This is a genomic window from Antrihabitans stalagmiti, assembly GCF_016482825.1.
GTDB classification, from domain to species: domain Bacteria; phylum Actinomycetota; class Actinomycetes; order Mycobacteriales; family Mycobacteriaceae; genus Antrihabitans; species Antrihabitans stalagmiti.
On sequence record NZ_JAEMNV010000013.1, the window covers coordinates 1 to 19,508 of the forward strand.

Genomic DNA, 19,508 nt, shown 5'->3' on the forward strand with positions numbered 1-19,508 from the left:
TCGGTCATCTGACGCTCGACCTCACCAAGCGATACCAAGGCAAACTGCACGACGCAGCCTAAAATGTGTCTCGCATGTATCTAGACACATCTGTGCCACATGTATCTAGACAGCACAGAGGTTGGGACCTCCGAAAGGGCTCACGAGGCGCGTAGCGCCCTACAGCGAGCGAGAGATGATTTCCTTCATGATTTCCGTCGTACCTGCATAGATCTGCTGGACGCGGGAATCGACCCAGGCCCGCGAGATCGGGTACTCGGTCATGTAGCCGTAACCACCGAACAGCTGGAGGCAGGTATCCAGCACTGCCGTCGAACGCTCGGTCGTCCACCACTTCGCCATCGCAACGGTCGGGATGTCGAGTTCGCCCTGCAGATGCTTGGCGATGCAGTCGTCGAGGAACACTCGCGCGATCCGCGTTTCGGTGGCAACTTCGGCAAGCTTGAACTTCGTGTTCTGGAAGTTGAAGATCGGCTTCCCGAACGCCTGCCGCTCCTTCGTGTAGCGCAGTGTCTGCTCGAGCGCCGCCTCCATGCCGACAACCGCGCCGATGGCCACGATCAGCCGTTCCTGCGGAAGCTGCTGCATAAGCTGGATGAAGCCCTGGCCCTCGGCCGTGCCGAGCAGGTTCGCGACCGGAATACGGACGTCCTCGAAGAAGAGCTCCGACGTGTCCTGGCCCCGCTGCCCGAGTTTGTCCAGCGCACGGCCACGGCGGAAGCCCTCGCGATCACCCTCGACGAGGATCAGCGAGATGCCCGCTGCGCCCTCGTCGGCGCCGGTCTTGACGACGACGATGATGAGGTCGGCCTGCTGACCGTTGGTGATGAACGTCTTCGAACCGTTGACGACGTAGTTGTCACCGTCACGAACTGCGCGCGTCTTCACGGCCTGCAGGTCGGATCCGGTACCCGGTTCGGTCATGGCGATTGCGCCGACGACCTCGCCGCTGGCCATCTTCGGCAGCCATAGCTTCTTCTGCTCTTCGGTGCCGTACTCCAGCAGGTAGTGCGCGACGATGCCGTTGTGCAGGCTGCCGCCCCACGACGAGTCGCCGACCCGCGCCTGCTCCTCCATCAGCACAGCTTCGTGCGCGAACGTGCCGCCACCGCCGCCGTACTCCTCGGGGATCGACATGCAGAGCAGACCCAGTTCGCCAGCCTTGTTCCAGAGGTCGCGATCGACTTGGTGAGCCTCGAGAAACTTCTCGATGTTCGGCTTGATTTCCTTCTCGACGAACGAGCGTGCGAGGTCGCGCAGCGCGTCCAAGTCCTCGTTCATCCACGCGGACCGGTGTGCGGCCATCGAGATCTCCTAGTCAACAGGTGACACCCGCCACCAACTGGTGACGTAGGTCCTCACATTAGAGTTGTCCTCAGCCGTCGTCAATTTGCGGTACGAATAACGGGCTCGCTCTACGGCCCCGACCAGGAAGGAGTCGCCGGTGGAATCGACGTCAGCAGCACCAACGGAGACCCCGACCCGACTGTGGGCGGGCACGACACTCGACGAACGACGCACGTTCCGCTCGACGGCGTTGCTCGACGCCGCCCTCGACCAGATCGGGGAAAGCGGAAGCGCAGCCGTCACCGTGCGGTCGCTGTGTCGGCAGACCGGCCTCAACGACCGCTACTTCTACGAGAGCTTCGCCAATCGCGACGACCTGCTCGCTCAGCTCTATCGCCGCACGGCGGAAGCCGTGCAGACCGAGTTACTCACGGAGACAACCGATATCGAGCACGACCGCCAAGCGTGGGCGCGGGCTGTCGTCGAACGTTTCGTCGCCATGATGGTCGACGATCCTCGAAAGGCGCGGCTGCTGCTCGTCGAGCCGATGGTCGAGCCGATCCTCGGCGGTATCGGACTCGCGACAGTCCCCGTGTTCACCCGGATGATCCGTACCACCCTGCCGAAAGATGCCACGAAGACGGAACGAACTCTGACAGCAGTCACCGCGGTCGGAGCGTTGAGCGCCGTCCTCGGCGGCTGGTTCTCGGGCAAACTGGACGTCACCAGGGAAGAGTTGGTCGAACATTGCGCCAGGGTTCTCCTGCGCGGACGCACCGACGAGTAGAACGCCTCAACCCGCCCGTAGTTCGAGCGACCGCAGGGCGCTATGTTGCAGCAAACGTACGCGACCTGCGGGTACGTGCAGAACCGTCGCCGTCTGAACAACCGTCAGACCCTCGATGACCCGCAGAATCATGACCTCCTGCGCCACCGGATCGACATTGCCGAACATCGTGTCGGTCAACCCACGATCGTCCACTACCTCGGCGCGAACGACACGGACGACGATCGAGTACATAAAGGTGCGGACGGAGTCGGAATCGAGGTCCGTTTCGACGAAGGCCGCGACGGCAGCGGTATGCGCCGTTCGTGCAATCGAGTCGGCGTAGGCCCACCCGCCCGGACAACCCGGCGTACCAGGCCTGCGCCCTACTCTGGCACGGGTGTACCTGATGATGCGAGGCCACATGATCGACGTCAACCGCGCGACCGATTCACGGAAAGGCTTGGCGCACTCTGCTGTCGTCGGGTCCACAGATCGATTCTGTCGCCTGGTCCACAGCACCACATCAGGAAAAGTACCCATATTCCGGGTGGGGGTAGGTACACCTTTCGGATGACTCGCGCCCTACTTTCGGACCACACGGGCCCCGCGACGAGACCGCCTACGATGCCGGCTGTGTGTAATCGCGAGCGACACGAATCGCTTCGGCCAAAGTCGCGTTGCTCAAGATGACCTTACCGACCGCCTGCACCGTTTCCTGCGGAAACTGTTCCCACAGTTGGTAGATGGGCTGATCGTCCGTACCGGACTGCGCGAACACCAAACCTTTGCTCGCCGTGAGTTCCTGAAGTTCCGCTTCACCTGTCGCGGCCATCGCAACTCCCTCCGTCGGTCGCCGGGTACCCCGTGCCGTGTCATCGAAAACCCCGACGACATCCGCTATCGCCTTGCGGAGCAGAGCCTCGTAATCATCGACGTCGGGCATGACGTCGGGACTGGTCGTGATAGTGACCGTGACCGTGTCCCCTATCCCGTGTATTCCGTGCGTCAGGCCCATGACCGGGGACAACGACGGAAACCCTGCCGTGAACCTGACAATCCCACCGCCGAGTTCCAGGTCGCCCGCACCGCGAAACACACTGGACACGACGGTGTTTCCGCTGACAGTCGGCGGAATGTCGTCGAACGGATAGTTGGCGACCTCGTGCCGCAACATCGGCGCTGCCAGCACGCTGCCGACCCGATTCTGAGCCGCGAACAGCGGATTGTCTGCTCGTGACCGGCGCTCGTCCAATGCAGCAGCAATCCGCTTCGCACGAACGACGAGGTCGGGCTCGTCCGGAAACAAGTCGACACCTACGTTGCGAAAGTTGTTCTTCGCCTTGATTTTTCGACGCGATGCCACCGGCACCTCGGCACCCAATCGGTCGACGGTAACGCCGCGAGCGGTCAGATACGTCGCAAGCGCAGACGATATTGCAGTCAGGACCAAGATCGTGACCGTCGCGTCGGACCTACGCAGCTCCGCGGCGGGCACCACGATCATGCGAACCACACGGCGAGGGCCTGGCCGAACATTGACCTGCGTCAACCTGTGGCCGGTCGTGGGTGCGGGAAATTCGCCTGCAGCTGTCAATCGTTCGATCTCACGCTGTGCTCGAAAAGCTTGGATGCCACGGACGAACGTCATCGCAACGCGGAGCGGCAATCGAGCAAGCCCCCTGGCGACGAGGACTCCATCGGGTAGTCGAGACGATGCGCGGCGACCGGTCGGCACGGGCGGATCCTGCGAACCGAACAATGCCCGTGCGATAGTCGATGCCTGGCGCCCATCGGCCAACGCGTGCGATATCTGCAGTACTGCAATCGATCCCACACTCGACTCGCACCACGGTGCACCTTCGACGCCGCGAAACATGTGCAGCCGCCACGGTGTCGAACGGGCGTCGAGGTCGTCGGTGAGCAATTCACCCATTGCAGCAGTGAATCCACTCCAATCGGAGTCTGGAAGTTGGTGTTCGACTATCTGGTCCGGACCGAACGGCCGCGGTACCCAATAGGGGTAGTCCAGATTGCGCGGTACCTCGCGCAGCTTCACACACAGATCGGGAATCAGAGCGCTGCGACGAGCGACCAACCGGCGCAACGATTCCGGCGTTCCATGGGCACCGTCGAAGCAGTACAGCAGGTACTGATCGTTGCCGATCCTCTCGGTGAGCCAGTACATCTGGGCATCACGCGGCGCGAGCTGCGTCCATCCCGCGGTCATGTCTCGAGTCTAAGAGATCACCTGATCAGCAACCAGGCAGCCAGACCCAAGCCGAGTATCGCCACACCGATGCGGAGCACCTCGGGTGGGATCAGTTTCACGACCGGTGGACCGAACCATCCGCCGACGAGCGCACCCATCGCCAATGCCAGCGTCGCGACCCAGTGCACCGGACCGAACACCGCAAACCCCACTGCCGCGATCAGATTGGCGATCCCGAGCAGGAAGCTTTTCAAGACCGTTGCGCCCCAGACGGTTTCCTTGGTGCAGATCAAGATGAGCGACAGGAAGATCACGCCCGCACCCGCGCCGAAGTAGCCGCCGTAAATGGCGATTGCGAAGATCGAGATCGGGACCAGTCGTGGAAAGTCACGCTCCGCAACGTGTTTGCGAATCACCGGCTGTGCGAGCAACGCCAACGACGCCATCGCGACGAGAAACGGAACGATTGCTTCGAACGTGCCCTCCGGCGCGAGCAGCAGGACGCAGGCACCCGTCAGGCCGCCGAGCGCGGACGCGGCAGCCCACCACACCAGTTTCTGGCCTCGCCCGGACAGTTCCTGTGTCGAATTCGCGGTCGAGCCGACGCCGACCGCAACCATCGCGACGGTGTTGGTGACGTTGGCCGTGACCGGAGGCAACCCGGCCGCAAGTAGAGCCGGATACGAAACGAGCGACGCCATGCCCGTGACGAATCCGACGATGCCTGTGAAGAAGCCCGCGACCACAAGGAGAAGAAATACGAGCGGGCTCACGTCGTCCGACTGTACGGAGCAGCAACTACTGCGGGAAACGCTCCCTGACAGCGACCAAGGTCTCGGGTGCGCGGGCGGCCACCATTCCGGATATCGCCATCACAAAGATGAAGACCATTGCGAGTGTCATGATCAGCATTCGGAGCACCTCTTCGGTTCGGATTGACTTCGATGTTGCCGAACCGAGATTGGACGCGCCTTAGCGGAGATCGTGAGTTTGCTGTGAAAAGGGCGCAGGTCACCGCGAGATGTGCGGGCCGACAGGTGTGTCGCCTCGCAAAGTGATCCGATGCATCACTCGTCGCTGAGTGCCGTAGTCGCGGTTCGCATAGTGGATCGTGCTGCGGTTGTCCCACAACACCAGGTCACCGAGCTGCCACCGGTGCCGAACGATGTGCTCGGGCTTCGTCAGGTGGGCGTACAGGAAATCGAGGATGCCGCGGCTCTCCGCCTCCGAAACCCCGACGATATGCGACGTGAAACCCGGATTGACGAACAAACCCTTACGGCCGCTCTCCGGGTGCACACGAACGACAGGATGGGCGACCGGCGGCAGCGACGTCACCTCTTCGCCCTCCCATACGTTTCCTTTGCCTGCCCGCTTGTGCGCGAGGTAGTAGCCGAACTCGCGGTTGCCGTCGTGGATCGCCGTCAGCCCGTCGACCAAATCTCGAATCGGCGCAGACAGCGACTCGTACGCCAACTGGCTGTCGGCCCAATTTGTGTCGCCACCGTTCGGCGGCAGTACGACGGGTCGCAGTATGGAACCGAGCGGTGGGCGCGGCATGAAGGTCACGTCCGTGTGCCAGACGTCGGCAAAGCCGTTGTCCTGACTGTCGAGCGCATACACCTCAGGAGCAACCTCACCGCTGTCGTGGACAGGATGACCGACAGTGAGATCGCCGAGTCGACGACCGAATTCGATGTGCTGCTCGTCGTCGATGAACTGCTTACGCAACACGAGCACCTTGTTAGCCACCAACGCCGCGCGAACCGCCCGCACCTCGGCGTCGGAGGCGTCGGCTATCTGGAGGCCGAGTACCTCGGCGCCGAGATTGGGTCCGTAGTGGTCAAGAACCAATTCGGCGGTCTCGACGTCGTTCTCGAATGCGATGCTCACTGTTGCTCCCCTCGGACGACAGGTCCGATCGGATCGTGGGTTGCGAACCCAAGGATGGATGCTGGCTGTGGCCGGCTACAGCGCGCGAAAAGTCTGCGCGCGAGCGACGGCAGTCATCATCGACAACAAGAGTTTGCGCACAAACGACACAGGTCGACGGTGGTCCGTCGTACCAATCGGGTCGAGTGCATACGACAATTCCTACCGCAGAAGTAAGGACGCGGCAACTTTCGCCCCTGGTCGGATCGCTTGTGACGATGGCCGTCGACAGCGTCGCGCTCTACACTCGGGCAGAGTTTGCAACGCCAGGAGCCCGAGAGTATTTGACCAGCGCACTAACGACTGACTCGTACCCGCCGCAGGACGGCGGCCGTACGGATTTCCGAACCCCCTTCGACGGGGTCCGGGCCTACGTCGATATCGCGGTCGTCGTTCTCGTCCTGTTGTGCACCAATCTCATCGCCCACTTCACCACGGTGTGGGCCAGCCTTGCCGCCGTTCCAGTCGCAGCACTTGCCCTGGTTGCGCTGACCAGGCACCGCGGGTTGGGGTGGGAGGAACTCGGCCTCGGGCGCGAGCACCTACGACGAGGGGCGCTGTATGCAGTCGCCGCTGTCGGCCTCGTCGTCACCGTTATCGTCATCGGTGTCGCCCTTCCGATCACACGTCCGATGTTCATGGCCGACAGGTACGCCACGATTTCCGGTGCTTTGATCGCGTCGATGATCGTGATCCCGCTACAGACCGTCATTCCCGAAGAACTCGCGTTTCGAGGCGTTCTGCAGGGCACGCTCTCGCGCGTCTACAGCTTCCGCGGTGTAGCGATGGCCGGGTCGCTGCTGTTCGGGCTGTGGCACATCGCCTCCTCGCTCGGTCTGACCGAAGGAAACCGGGGCTTCAGCGCGATACTCGGCGGCGGTGTGGCAGGTCAGGTCATCGGCATTGCCTGCGCGGTGTTCGCTACCGCAGCCGCTGGGCTCGTCTTCACCTGGCTGCGTCGACGCAGCGGCAGCCTGCTCGCACCGATCGCGCTGCACTGGTCGCTCAACGGTGTAGCCGCACTGGCAGCGGCAGCGGTTTTCCACGCCGCGGCTTGATCACGCCAGCATTGCCCTGACCTGCTCCAGATCCGTTCGATGTCCAAGCAGGGTGACGATGTCGCCGGCGTGCAAGGCCACCGCTGCAGCGCCTGGCAACACCGAGTCGCCGCGCAGGATCGACACCACGATCACACCATCGGGAACTGCGTTGTCGCCGAGTTCTCGACCGACCGCAGTCGAGGTCTCGCCGACGCGCACATCGATCAGGTCGGCATTGGCGGACACTTTCCCGAAGCGTTCGACGTCGACCTGCACAGCCGTCCGATATCCGTGCACGATTTCGCGGACGCCGACGATGCCGCGGACCAACCGTTGGTCGTCGACCACCGTCAGCCATCGATGTCCGTCGGGCAGTGCGTCTACGGCGTCGGCGAGTGTTGCCGCCACCGCGACAGTCGGTGCGCTCGCATCCAGCCACCTACCGAGCGACGTGTCGCCCTTCCTCGTCTGGAGTTCCGTCGACAACACATCGGTGAATACGGCACCGACGAACCGCCCGTGTTCGTCGACGACGGGGGCGCCGGGTACCGACGCAGCCGACATGGAATCGAATGCTGCGGCGGCGCGTGTCGATTCGGACAGGACGAGACGAGGTTCGGTCAGCACCGACGCGACGGTGACGCCACCGAGTAGCGGCATGCCACGCTGCATTCGCGCGGCCTGTGCTTCGTCGCGATTCTGCAACTGTGCGCGGTAGATGGTGTCGCCGGAAGCGCGAACGATCAGGTAGGCGAGGCCGACCGCGATCATCGCAGGGGCCAAAATCGTTATACCTCCTGTCATTTCGGCGACCATCAGCATCACCGCAAGCGGGACGCGGGCGATGGCACCGAAGCAGGCCATCATCCCGACTATCACGAACGGTGCAGGACTGTCCGGTACAGCCGGCGCGATGGGTTCGAGCACTCGCCACACTGCTGCGCCGGTGAAGGCTCCGATCACCAACCCCGGCCCGAAGATGCCGCCGGAGCCGCCGGTCCCGATCGACAGCGATGTCGCGACGATCTTGGCGATCGGCAAAACGAGGATCAGCCAGAGTGGCATCGCGAGTAGATCGGTACGGTCGAGTCCCTGCTGCACCCAGCCATAGCCGCTACCGAGAATTTCGGGGATACCGAGTGCGAGCAGACCGACGAGAACCCCGCCGATCGCCGGCTTGATGATCGGGCTTCCCGGCAACCGATGGGTGACGCCGACCGTGAAGTAGAAGGTCCTCGCAAACAGCAGGCCGATGAAGCCCGCGAGGATTCCGATCAGTGCAAACCAAGCCAATTGCAGCGGTTCGTCGAACCGATAGTCGGAACCAGCGAAGCCGAACAACGGCTCGAAACCGAGGATCGCGCCGTAAACCGTGTAGCTCACGATCGACGTGAACAGTCCGGGGATGATGGCCTCGAACTCGAAATCGTCCTTGTAAACGATTGCACCGCAAAGCAAGGCACCGCCGAGTGGTGCGCCGAAGATCGCGCCGATACCGGATCCGATGCCGACCGCAACAGCGATACGGCCATCGCGCGGCGCCAGGTCGAGGGTGCGCGCAAGCAGCGATCCGAAGCCCGCCGAGATCTGCGCGGTCGGTCCTTCGCGGCCTGCAGAGCCGCCCGACCCGATCGTGATGGCGGACGCGACGAGTTTGACGAGCACAGCACGCATACGAATCATGCGGGGGTTCTTGTTGACCGCTTCGATCGCTGCGTCGGTTCCGTGTCCCTCCGCCTCCGGGGCGAGAGTGAAAACGATTATCCCGGAGAGCAATCCACCGAGTCCGACAACGAGCGGGATAGCCCACGGCCGCGAAAAGCCGCTGTCCCCCTTGTGGCCGCCCTCACCGCTCGGAGAAGGCGGGGTGTACCCGCCGAGGAACTCCAGAAAGAATTGGGTCGACTGAGTCAGTGCGACGAAGAAGACGACGGCACCCAGACCGGCAACGATGCCGATCACGGTGCCGAGGACCAACCACTTCTGTAGATAGCTCGCACGTCCGAGCCAACCGCCGGACTGTGTCGCCACGGATAGCAACCTGTGCCGCACCGCCTTCGGCGCGCGGAGATTCAGCGGACCGATCATGATGCACCCTAACCGGGAGCGAGAACTCCTGCGGCTGTTCCGACCCGGCCATACGCTGTCGCGAGCGATTCGACCGTGTCGTGGGCGTTGAGACCGCTCGGATTGGGAACGACCCATAGTTGCGCGCCGGCCAAGTCCTCGGCTTGACGGCCGACCGTCGCTTTACGTCGATCGAATGCGACGCGGTACGCGGTGATGCCTGCGATGGCGACGACCCGGACCTGATTGTCGGCCACCAACTTCTCCAAAGCTATTGGACCGCTTCGCAACTCGTCGGAGGTCAATTCGTCTGCCCGCGCCGTAGCCCGTGGGGCGAGGTTGCTGATTCCGACACCGCGGCGGATCACGTACTCGGCGTCCTCGGGCGACATTCCCTCGGACGGATCGATTGGACGTTCGATGATGCCTGCTCGAAACAACGCGGGCCAGAACCGATTGCCACGTCTGGCGAAATGCGCGCCCGTAGCGGCGGTCCACAAACCGGGATTGATACCGACGAACAGCAGCTTGCACCCTGGGCCGATGAGGTCGGGAACGGTCGTGTCCCGGTAGCTCTCGAGTTCAGCCTTGGTGAAGCCCATGATTCGATCTAAGCGCGCGTCGACTCCGCATCGGTGGTTGGGTCCGATGCGGAGTCGGTGTTCGGTTGTTGTGCTCAGGCAGCCACGGGACTGGCTCGGCCGTGGGCGGGGATGGGTTGTCGGCGTGGGTCGATCCCGGCGGGTGGAATGAACCAGGGATGACGGTCGGTGCCCATCACCACATCCCAGTCGGTGTGATGCATCAGCCGATGATGGAACCGGCACAGCAGCACGAGGTTGTCGAGATCGGTGGGTCCACCGTCGACCCAATGGTGCACATGATGTGCGTCGCACCAGGATTCGGGTCGACCGCAGCCGGGGAAGGCGCACCCGTGATCGCGGGCAGCGACGACTTTGCGGAGCCGTTTCGACACCACCCGAGTGGTACGACCCCGGTCGACGGGGCAGCCGTCCTCGTCCAACACGATGGTGGTGCGCACGCAGTCGCAGGCAAGACGTCGGGTGGAGCGCACGGTCAGTGGACCCATCCACGGCATCCAGCCGGTCTCGGTGTTCTCGAACAACTGCCGGTAGGCAAGGCGGTCGGGTTGCGGCTGTTCCGGGTCGGACAGGTCAGCAGCATTCGGTGCGCATGTGTCGGTGTGGTGATCGATGAGGTCGGCGGCGTTGATGTGCACCGACAGGTGTGGACGGTCCCCACCTTCGGTGGGTCCGGTGGCGGAGTCGAGGTAGCGCCGCAGAATTTCGGCGAATGCGTCGGCGCGGCGTTGCGCGGCACTGCGGGTGTCTCGGTCTCCGGTGGCGGCGTTCGGGTGCGGTGCCGCTAGCGGGGAGAGGGCGGCGAGCAGCATTTCCGCGGTTTCGGCGTCGACGTCACCTTTGATCGCCATGCGACCGTTGAGGCTGGTGGAGGCGTAGAACTCGTTGCGGGCGACATCTTCGGCAGCAGAGGTGTGGTCGGTGTCGAAGATGTGCTCGAGTCGGGCGATGGCCCGACGGACGTCGCGGGTGTCGCCGCCGGCGGCGGTGTCGATCAGGTAGTCCCGCGAGGCGGCGGCAGCTTCTTCGGGCATGCCGGTCGGGGGACGTTCCAGGAACGAGATGATCAGGACGGCGTCGTCGCCGCTGATGCGGCCGGCGTGATAGGCGGCGGCGACGCCTGCGTCGGTGGTCAGGGCGGCGGCGAGTTTGGCGGTGCGGATCGCCGAGCGGAGTGAGGTGCTGGTGGTGAGGTTGTTGAGCCAGGCTGCGGCTCCGTTGGCGCCGCGTCCTTGCGGGATGGCGCGTTCGACAGCTTCGGTGAGCAGCCGAATTCGTATCGATTCCAAGGTGTGGATCGAGGCCGACAGTGCGGGGACAAGGTTTGCGAGTTCGGTGTCGGTGAATCGCCATGGCTCGATCGGGACGTGCCCGTCGATCGTGTCGAGTAGTTCCCCCAGCCCCATGACCCAATTTTAGTTAGAACACCCGTTCGAGTCCAGCAAAATCAGGAACTATTTCCCGGGCTCAGGGGCGTGTTTCAGACCGACGCCATCTCCCGCTCGAGCCGCGCGACGATGTCGCCGGCCGCATCTTCGGTGACCGCACGCCACCCGGTTCCAGCCCACAGATTCGGCACGTCCGCGTCACCGGCTGCAGCCGCCGCAGCTTTCATCGCCTTGGTCAGGTAGAGCACCTCCGGATAGGCCGCAGGTGCGATCACGGTGTTGGCGCGGGCGAACTCGTTGAGCAGACCGCGAGCCGGCCGACCGCTGAAGGCGCGGGTCACGATGGTCTCCGAATAGGTGCGGCTAAGCAGTGCTCTCCGATGGAAATCGGGCGTACCCGCTTCGGGGCAACAGAGAAATGCCGTGCCCAGTTGGGCCGCGACAGCTCCGAGTCGTAACACCGACATCACTGCGGCACCGTCCATTACTCCGCCCGCGCCGATCAGCGGAACGTCTACCGCAGCGCGCACGTCGGTGAGAAGTGTTGCGAGACTTGATGCTGCACCGCCATACGGGTCGGCGGCGTTGTCCGTGAACAGACTTCGATGCCCGCCTGCCTCGATGCCTTGCACCACAAGCAGATCGGCACCGTCTGTAACTGCTGAAACAGCATCGGGAACCGAGGTAACCGTGACGGCGATGGACGCACCGGTGGCGCGACGGACCCGCTCGGAGAGCTCGCGACCAGGCAGACCGAAGGTGAAGCTCACGATGGCCGGGTGGCGTCGAGCGATCAGGTCGATCTTCGTCTCGAGGTAGTCGTCGTTCCACCCCGGTTGGCCTACCTCGACTCCAAGACGCTCGGCGAACGGCGCGATGGCTCGCCGATAGGCCTGCAGGCCAGCAGCATCGGCGCTCGGCGTCGACGGCAGAAAAACATTCACGCCGTAGGGCTGCGACGTCCGACGTTCGACCTCGTCGAGTGCGGTGTCGAGGGCTTCGGGCGTGGTGGACCCGGCGGCGAGGAAGCCGAGTCCACCCGCTTCACCGACTGCGGCTGCCAGGGCGGCGGTCGACGGTCCACCCGCCATCGGAGCGCCGAAGATCGGTAGCCGACATCGAAGTTCGAAGCCCATAGCCGTCTCCTGAAAGAGGTCGGAATGCTGACTACAGCAATCGTCGCACGGCGGTGCGGCAGCCTCAGCTTCGCTCTGTCTTCCGCACAGGGATGCACAGGGTAAGGACGATCGCGGCAATCGCGGCTGCGATCGAGATGCCGAATGCGGTCTGGAAACCCTCGCGCGATGGCAGGAGATGTCCGCCAAGCGAGACCGTCATGTGTGCGAGGACGACGCTCATCACAGCTGCCGACGTCGACGTTCCGACCGAGCGCATCAGCGCGTTCAATCCGTTTGCCGCAGCGGTTTCGCTGATAGGTACCGCACCCATGATCAGTGCAGGCATTGCGGCATAGGCCAATCCGACGCCAGCGGAGATGATCATTCCGGCGACGACGATCTCCCACACACTGTTCATCAGTACAAAAGCACTTACGTAGCCGATGCCGATGATCGACGAGCCGAGCGCAAGCGTGAATTTCGGTCCGCGACGGGCAGACAGTCGCGCCGAGACGGGCGACAACAGCATCATCACAAAACCGCCTGGTGCCATGGCCAATCCGGCCGCGACCATCGATTGACCCAATCCGTAGCCTGTCGCTTCGGGCGCCATCAACAACTGCGGAAACGTCAAAGACGTTCCGTACAAAGCGAACCCAACCGCAATGGATGCGCCGTTGGTGAACAGAACACGGGGGCGCGACGACACCCGAAGGTCGACGAGCGGGGCTCGTGTCCGCAATTCGTATGCGCCCCAGAGCAGAAACACGATCACCGATCCTGCGAACAGCCCGAGGATCGTGCCGCTCCCCCAACCCCAGTCCCCGCCCTTGGTGATGGCGAGCAACAGCGACGTCAGCGCGATCGACAGCCCGATCGCTCCGACGAAGTCGAATCGTGCAGGTGTGCGGATCGGCGACTCCGGCACGAACACGAAAACCAATATTGCGCAGACGATTCCGAGTGCGGCGGAGGTCACGAACAGCACGTGCCAGTTGGAGTGTTGGGCGATCAGGGCAGCAACCGGCAGCCCGATCGCGCCACCGACCCCGAGCGTTGCGCTCATGATCGCCATGGCCGAACCGACACGCTCAGCGGGCAATTCGTCGCGCATGATGCTGATACCGAGCGGAATCGCGCCGACGGCCGCACCCTGCAGCGCACGGCCGATCACCACCGGCAGCAGTGACGAGAACGCCGCGCACAGCACCGATCCGACGATCAGTGCAAGCAGGCTGACGATGAGGATGCGGCGTTTGCCGAACATGTCACCGAGTCGTCCGCTGATCGGTGTGACGACGGCGCCCGCGAGAAGTGTTGCGGTAATCACCCACGATGCGTTGGACGCAGAGGTATCGAGCAGCGTCGGCAGCGACGGGATGATCGGGATGACCAACGTCTGCATCAGCGACACGACGACGCCGACCGTTCCGAGTACCGCGATCAGCACCGACGTCGACGCGACCGGCGCTGCCGCTTCGGGGTCACCAGATTTGGGTGTCGTTGATATTGCCACGAATGTGCACGGTACACATCGTGTGTATGGTGCACAATTTAGTTATGCCCGAGACTGCGCCCGCTCTACAGACTGCCGCCGAGGACCTCGTCGCACTCACCCGACTCGAATACGAACTGACACTGTTCTCGCGGCACTACCTCGCCTCGGCGAAATACCGGCCCAACCAGCAGCTCGACCGTTCCGCGTACCTGATTCTGGTGCGCTTGGAACTAGACAGCCCGCTAAGCCTCAAAGAGCTCGCGGAGGCGTTCCGGCTCGACATCTCGACGATCAATCGCCAGGTCGGTGCCATGCGGAAACAAGGCCTGGTCGAACGGGTAGCCGATCCCGACGGGGGCATCGCACGAAAGGTTCGTGCGACGGCGAAGGGTTTGGAGATGCTTGTTGCAGACCGCACGCACAGCCGCAGCGGAGTCATCAAGGTTCTTGCCGAATGGCAGGACGACGACATCGAGAAGATGGCCTCGTTGATCGCCAAATTCAACGAATCGATCGAGAATCTGGAAGGTAACCCCTGGCCGCGGCCCGCGGGCTGACTCTGCTCGTCCGGCGTCACCATCCGAGCCCGTTTACGCTCGTAACGTGACGTCGACCGTTTCTCGCCGCTTGCTCGGCGCGCCGATTCTTGCAGCACTGCTGCTTGCGCTCGGCTGCTCGGCGCCGAATACCACGGTCGAGGGTCCAGCTGTTCCGTTCCAGATGGCAGCTCCGAGCCTGCGACTGACAGCACTCGGCGACTCGATTGCTGCCGCGACCAACTGCGACGACTGCGAGTCGTTCGTTGCACTGTTCGGCGTTCGCATCGCTGCTGATCGACAACGTCCAGTCGACGTTGCAAATCTTGGTGTTCCAGGCTGGACCAGCGATGACCTCCTCGACTCCCTCGACGTCGACAGCGACGACGCAGAGACGGTTCGAGATTCGGACGTCGTCACAATCACCATCGGGGCCAACGACTTCTACTCCGACCTCGACACTTACTTCGACGGCGACTGTGGCGGCGACGATCAACTCGAGTGCTTCGATCCTGGACTCGACCGGCTACAGACGACGCTCGACACCGTCCTGCGTCGGGTTGCCGAATTGCGGGACGGTCGACTCACCGACGTCTTCGTCACCGGCTATTGGGATGTCTTTCCCGACGGTGACGTCGCAGAGGCGCTGTACGGTCCGCAATTTCTCGTAGATTCTGCGGCGCTCACTCGACGCGCGAACGATGTCATCGCCGCGGCCGCCACCAGAGGTCATGCCACCTACGTCGACCTGTTCGACGTCTTCAAGGGTCGGACCGGGTCGGACGATCCAACCGATCTGCTTGCCGATGACGGCGACCACCCCAACCAGGCAGGCCATCGGCTGATTGCCGATGCGCTCGCCGCTGCTGCGGAGACCGCCTCTTAGCTAGCTCGGCTGGTCGGCGACCTTGATGTCGAACTTGACGTTGTCGTCGTCGTCGACCGAGGTAACCGTGACCGTTACGTCGTAGGTTTCGCCTCGCCCCGTCAGTTGACAGGTGAGAGTCGCACCCACCTCAGCCTTCAGATCATCGGGGCAGGTGACCTCGTCCGGCGCCTCACCGACCTCAGCCTCCAGTTCAGTACTGATCTGCTTGGCCAGATCGTCCTTGTCGACCTTGGCGGTTCCGACGGAAACGGAACATCCAGCAGAGACGAGTGCTGCCGAAGCGAGCGCCGCAAGGACTGCCGAAGCGGTGCGGAGTGTCATCATGATCGTTCCTCACGGATGCAGACTGGCAGGTCATTTGCTGCGAAGCTACTCCCAGCCGGAGGATTTGGAGGCAGTTCAGGCGCTTCGAACCTCGTGCGCACTTTGCGAGGGCGGGCCCTCCGAAAAGACTCACGAGGCGCGGAGCGCCCTTCTAGGCTGGCCACGGGGGCCGACGAGCATTGGGAGCAATCGATGGCCGACTGGGATGGTGCGGGGTACGCGCACATCAGCTCGCTGCAACGCACGATGGCGGAGTATTCACTTGCAGCAGTGCAGGTTCGAGGTGACGAACGTGTTCTCGACGTCGGCTGCGGCGACGGCTTCGTCACACGGTCGATCGCTGCACGACTACCGCACGGATCCGTGCTCGGCGTCGACCCGTCGCCTCGGATGATCGCAACCGCACAACTGGCGCAAGAACCGACAAATGTCGGGTTCGAGGTTGCCGACGTGACGTCGATGACGTTCGACGACGAGTTCGACGTCGTCGTCTCGTTCAACGCCCTGCACTGGGTACGCGCGCAAACGGCGGCGTACGGCAACATCGCGCGCGCCCTGCGGGCCGGCGGTCGTGTACTGGTCCAATTCGTCTGCGCCAGCGAACGTCCCAGTGTCGAGCAGGTCGCCATGGACGTCGCTGCAGACCAGCGCTGGGCGGGCGCATTCACCGACTTCGTCCCGCCGTTCGTTCATGTAGAGGTCGACGAATTCACAGCAACGGTGACGGCCGCCGGGCTCGACGTCGTCGACGTCACCGTTGCCGACCGGGAATGGGACTTCGGGTCCCGCGACGCGTTTGTGGGCTGGTGCACTGTCGGCTTCGCCGACTGGACGGCACGACTCGACCCCGCCGATGTTCCAGCCTTCGTCGACGCTGTCGTCGACCGCTACGAGGCGGTTGTCGGCCGACCAGGTTTGTTCCGCTTTCTGCAGCTTCGTGCGGAGTTGTCGGTCGTATGACAGACACCATGCGGGCCGTCGTCCTCGATGCACCCGGACCGCCCGAGGCGCTCCAGCTGCGCGCGTTGCCAATTCCCAAGGCTCGCCCAGGCCAGGTCCTGATCCAGGTGAAAGCGTTCGGGCTCAACCGATCCGAGCTACATACCAGGCTCGGTCTTGCCGATGGCGTCACCTTTCCAAGGGTGCTCGGCATCGAGGCGGTCGGTGTTGTCGCAGCGTCCCCCGGTGGCGAGTTCACAGTTGGCCAGCAGGTCGCAGCGATGATGGGCGGCATGGGCCGTACATACGACGGCGGCTATGCGGAGTACACCAGTGTGCCTGCAGCCCAGGTTATTCCATTCGAGAGCGGGTTGGACTGGGCGACACTCGGCGCCGTCCCCGAAATGCTCCAGACGTCCAACGGGTCGCTCACCATCGGTCTCGACGCGCAAACGGGCCAATCGATTCTGATCCGCGGCGGCACATCGTCCGTCGGCATGACAACCGCGATTCTCGCCAAACAGCTTGGCATGAAGGTCCTTTCGACCACCCGCAACCCGAACAAAGTCGACGCATTGAAACGCATCGGCGTCGACCACGTCATCATCGACCACGGTGACATCGCCACCGAGGTACGCGCAATCGTCGACGGCGGCGTCGACAAAGCTCTCGAACTGATCGGCACACCGACGCTGCCGGATACATTGCGCGCAACACGAGTCCACGGCGTGGTCTGCTTCACCGGCATGCTGTCCAACGAGTGGACGGTCGACGAGTTCTATCCCATCGACTACCTACCCCGCGGCGTCCGACTGTCCGCGTACGGCGGCGATGCCAGTGACCTGTCCGCCGAAGTCCTGCAGGGTTTTCTCGACGCCGTCGGAGCCGGTAAAGCGACAGTCCCCGTGCACCGGGTCTTCACGATCGACCAGATCCAGGAAGCCCACGCGTATATGGAATCGGGCAACGCGGCAGGCAAGTTGGTTGTGACGACCGCCGAGTAGTCGCGGTCCGGTCTCGATGACGCAGGCGCGAGCGTGTCTGCGCGACAGCGATGCCGCGCACGGGCTAGCTTCGGGGCTTCGCGTCGCCGAGGAGTCCTGATGGGAATACGGATCGAAGTACGCGCCGGACCCCTTCGGTGGTCACGGCCGCTCCGGATTCCGCGTGCCCAAATCAACGCGCTGAACCTCATCGGCGCACTGCTCTACCTCGCAACACTGGCCGGACTGTGGGTCGGGCTCGCATTGGCCGTGCTCTACGAATGGCGTTATGCGGTCGCCCTCTTCCTGGCAATCGGTGCCGTCCTGTCGGCAGGTCTCTGGGTACTCGGTCGGCGGGCATGGGCGCAGTGGGGACCGGTTCCACCACGGACACCAGCCAAGCGCCAGCGCACACATCGGATCCGTGCGACAGTTCCCTGATGAAGGGAAGCGTCGCGGTAATCGGGGCGGGACCTGGCGGACTCGTCGCGGCGCGATGGCTGTTGTCGCAGGGATTCGAACCGACAATTTTCGAGCAGGGCCCGATGCTGGGCGGGCAATGGACGGGGCTGTCCGGCCGAAGCGGTGTGTGGCCGACCATGCATACCAACACCAGTCGCATCTTGACGGCATTCAGCGATCTCGAGAACACGGCCACCGTCTCGCATCCATCGGCCGGTGACATTCTCGACTACCTGAATCGCTACGCCGACAAATTCGACCTGGCCGCCCGAATTCGGTTGCACACCAAAGTCGACCGCCTGAGTCGTGCCGGCACGGGATGGCTCGTCGATCACTCCGGTGGCACCGAAACATTCGATCGGGTTGTGGTGGCCAGTGGCAGATTTCACTCGCCCGCCATCCCGCCCGTGCCGGGCCTCGGGACGTTCTCCGGTTCGGAAGGAGTGTCGTCGACCTACGACTACAAGGATCCCGGACGCTACCGCGGCAAACGAGTGCTCGTGGCGGGTTGTGCGGTCAGCGCTCTGGAGATCGCTGCCGACCTAGCTCTGCTCGGCGCCGAAGTTGTTCTCACCCAACGGCGTCAGAGATACGTGCTCCCGAAGTTTGCCGCCGGTGTTCCGTCCGACCACCGGATCTTCACGCGCTACGGCGTGCTGGCGAGCGAAATACTCGCGCCCGCGGAGATAGATCGGCAATTGAAAGAGATCGTCGTCGAGGCCGGCGGCAGCCCAGAGCAATACGGCGCGCCCGCACCCAATCCCTCGCTTTTCGCGGCAGGGGTCACCCTGAGCCAGCACTACCTTCCCCTCGTCGCAGAAGGTCGAATTGCAGTGCAGCCCTGGATGGACTCGGTCGCTGGTAGCACGGTCACCTTCGCGGGAGGTCGTTCCGCGGACTTCGACGGAATCGTGTTCGGCACCGGATTCGACCTGAACCTGCCGTTTCTGAGCGACGAGATCCGCGCGATACTCGACGTGGACGAGGTCCATCTCGACGCTGACCGCTACACCTTCCACCCCGATCTTCCCTGCCTCGCTTTTATGGGCATGTGGGACCAGTCGGGCGGCTACTTCGTTCCACTGGAACTGCAAGCAAGATGGATCGCCTATACCTGGGGCGGGGCGGTTGCGGCCGTGAACGAAAGCGCGCAGCGGGTGGCTATCGAGACCTACCGGGCTCGACGCGGACTGTCGCAAAAAACGCGGATGAATTTGGCGGCCCTAGCTTTTGCCCGCGCCGCGGGTGTGGAGCCGCACCTGGAGAACTGGCCGCAACTACGTCGAGCACTGCTGTTCGGCCCGCTGGCACCGAGTTGCTTCCGACTCGAAGGAACCGACGCTCTCCCCGACGCCCCGGAACGGTTCGCTCGCGAGGCCGCGGAGTTCGGTGCGATCACGTCGAACGATCTGACCGAACGAGAACAGAACTACTGGTCACTGGTCGAAAACGAGTAGCGCACTAC

The 19,508-nt window shown here is 63.4% G+C and carries 19 protein-coding genes and 1 pseudogene; 8 read left to right on the forward strand and 12 right to left on the reverse strand.

Going from position 1 to position 19,508, the window contains the following annotated elements; all coding sequences use genetic code 11:
* Positions 1-159 precede the first annotated feature (159 nt).
* A complete protein-coding gene (locus JGU71_RS27565; protein WP_199708342.1) occupies positions 160-1,305 on the reverse strand; it encodes an acyl-CoA dehydrogenase family protein in 1,146 nt (381 codons plus the stop codon).
* 139 nt (positions 1,306-1,444) lie between these two features.
* Between JGU71_RS27565 and JGU71_RS27570 the strand changes: the two genes are divergently transcribed.
* Entirely contained in the window at positions 1,445-2,074 is a 630-nt protein-coding gene (locus JGU71_RS27570) for a TetR/AcrR family transcriptional regulator (protein ID WP_199708343.1), read from the forward strand.
* A 6-nt stretch (positions 2,075-2,080) separates the two neighbouring features.
* On the opposite strand, the gene JGU71_RS30485 is transcribed toward JGU71_RS27570, so the two are convergent.
* The 4 genes from JGU71_RS30485 to JGU71_RS27590 form a co-directional block, all read right to left on the reverse strand.
* A complete protein-coding gene (locus tag JGU71_RS30485; RefSeq protein ID WP_199708344.1) occupies positions 2,081-2,545 on the reverse strand; it encodes a sigma factor-like helix-turn-helix DNA-binding protein in 465 nt (154 codons plus the stop codon).
* Positions 2,546-2,675: 130 nt separating this feature from the next.
* Positions 2,676-4,283, reverse strand: coding sequence for a wax ester/triacylglycerol synthase domain-containing protein (locus JGU71_RS27580; RefSeq protein WP_199708346.1), 1,608 nt, complete (start codon positions 4,281-4,283; stop codon positions 2,676-2,678).
* 17 nt (positions 4,284-4,300) lie between these two features.
* Complete coding sequence (locus JGU71_RS27585; RefSeq protein WP_199708347.1) at positions 4,301-5,038, reverse strand: sulfite exporter TauE/SafE family protein; 738 nt, start codon at positions 5,036-5,038, stop codon at positions 4,301-4,303.
* A gap of 238 nt (positions 5,039-5,276) precedes the next feature.
* Positions 5,277-6,158, reverse strand: coding sequence for a TauD/TfdA dioxygenase family protein (locus tag JGU71_RS27590; RefSeq protein ID WP_199708352.1), 882 nt, complete (start codon positions 6,156-6,158; stop codon positions 5,277-5,279).
* A 419-nt stretch (positions 6,159-6,577) separates the two neighbouring features.
* Between JGU71_RS27590 and JGU71_RS27595 the strand changes: the two genes are divergently transcribed.
* Positions 6,578-7,255, forward strand: coding sequence for a CPBP family intramembrane glutamic endopeptidase (locus JGU71_RS27595; RefSeq protein WP_307829952.1), 678 nt, complete (start codon positions 6,578-6,580; stop codon positions 7,253-7,255).
* On the opposite strand, the gene JGU71_RS30090 is transcribed toward JGU71_RS27595, so the two are convergent.
* From JGU71_RS30090 to JGU71_RS27620, 6 genes and pseudogenes are all read right to left on the reverse strand, one after another.
* Positions 7,256-7,909 (reverse strand): TrkA C-terminal domain-containing protein, encoded by a 654-nt coding sequence (locus JGU71_RS30090; protein ID WP_307829954.1) that lies wholly within the window; start codon positions 7,907-7,909, stop codon positions 7,256-7,258.
* A gap of 3 nt (positions 7,910-7,912) precedes the next feature.
* Positions 7,913-9,325 (reverse strand): annotated as a pseudogene (locus tag JGU71_RS27600) (chloride channel protein); the annotation flags it as partial.
* Positions 9,326-9,333: 8 nt separating this feature from the next.
* Entirely contained in the window at positions 9,334-9,906 is a 573-nt protein-coding gene (locus JGU71_RS27605; RefSeq protein ID WP_199708354.1) for a mismatch-specific DNA-glycosylase, read from the reverse strand.
* Between the two features lie 74 nt (positions 9,907-9,980).
* Positions 9,981-11,312: an HNH endonuclease signature motif containing protein gene (locus JGU71_RS27610; protein ID WP_199708355.1), complete on the reverse strand. Its 1,332-nt coding sequence runs from the start codon at positions 11,310-11,312 to the stop codon at positions 9,981-9,983.
* Between the two features lie 74 nt (positions 11,313-11,386).
* On the reverse strand, positions 11,387-12,430 hold the full coding sequence (locus JGU71_RS27615) for an NAD(P)H-dependent flavin oxidoreductase (protein ID WP_199708357.1): 1,044 nt from the start codon (positions 12,428-12,430) through the stop codon (positions 11,387-11,389).
* Positions 12,431-12,494: 64 nt separating this feature from the next.
* Positions 12,495-13,922, reverse strand: a complete 1,428-nt coding sequence (locus tag JGU71_RS27620) for an MFS transporter (protein ID WP_307829955.1) — start codon at positions 13,920-13,922, stop codon at positions 12,495-12,497.
* A gap of 50 nt (positions 13,923-13,972) precedes the next feature.
* Here JGU71_RS27620 and JGU71_RS27625 point away from each other — a divergent pair, with 50 nt between their 5' ends.
* A complete protein-coding gene (locus tag JGU71_RS27625) occupies positions 13,973-14,467 on the forward strand; it encodes a MarR family winged helix-turn-helix transcriptional regulator (RefSeq protein ID WP_199708358.1) in 495 nt (164 codons plus the stop codon).
* Positions 14,468-14,513: 46 nt separating this feature from the next.
* Positions 14,514-15,332, forward strand: a complete 819-nt coding sequence (locus tag JGU71_RS27630) for an SGNH/GDSL hydrolase family protein (RefSeq protein ID WP_307829937.1) — start codon at positions 14,514-14,516, stop codon at positions 15,330-15,332.
* On the opposite strand, the gene JGU71_RS27635 is transcribed toward JGU71_RS27630, so the two are convergent.
* Complete coding sequence (locus tag JGU71_RS27635; protein ID WP_233530207.1) at positions 15,333-15,659, reverse strand: DUF4333 domain-containing protein; 327 nt, start codon at positions 15,657-15,659, stop codon at positions 15,333-15,335.
* 192 nt (positions 15,660-15,851) lie between these two features.
* Between JGU71_RS27635 and JGU71_RS27640 the strand changes: the two genes are divergently transcribed.
* From JGU71_RS27640 to JGU71_RS27655, 4 genes are all read left to right on the forward strand, one after another.
* Entirely contained in the window at positions 15,852-16,619 is a 768-nt protein-coding gene (locus JGU71_RS27640; RefSeq protein WP_199708360.1) for a class I SAM-dependent methyltransferase, read from the forward strand.
* Positions 16,616-17,602: a zinc-binding alcohol dehydrogenase family protein gene (locus JGU71_RS27645; protein ID WP_199708362.1), complete on the forward strand. Its 987-nt coding sequence runs from the start codon at positions 16,616-16,618 to the stop codon at positions 17,600-17,602. The genes JGU71_RS27640 and JGU71_RS27645 overlap by 4 nt, the downstream gene beginning before the upstream one ends.
* Positions 17,603-17,701: 99 nt before the next feature.
* Complete coding sequence (locus JGU71_RS27650) at positions 17,702-18,022, forward strand: hypothetical protein (RefSeq protein ID WP_199708364.1); 321 nt, start codon at positions 17,702-17,704, stop codon at positions 18,020-18,022.
* The gene (locus JGU71_RS27655) at positions 18,022-19,500 is read left to right on the forward strand and encodes a flavin-containing monooxygenase (protein WP_199708366.1); all 1,479 of its coding nucleotides are present in this window, start codon (positions 18,022-18,024) and stop codon (positions 19,498-19,500) included. Before JGU71_RS27650 ends, JGU71_RS27655 begins: the two co-directional genes overlap by 1 nt.
* Positions 19,501-19,508 lie beyond the last annotated feature (8 nt).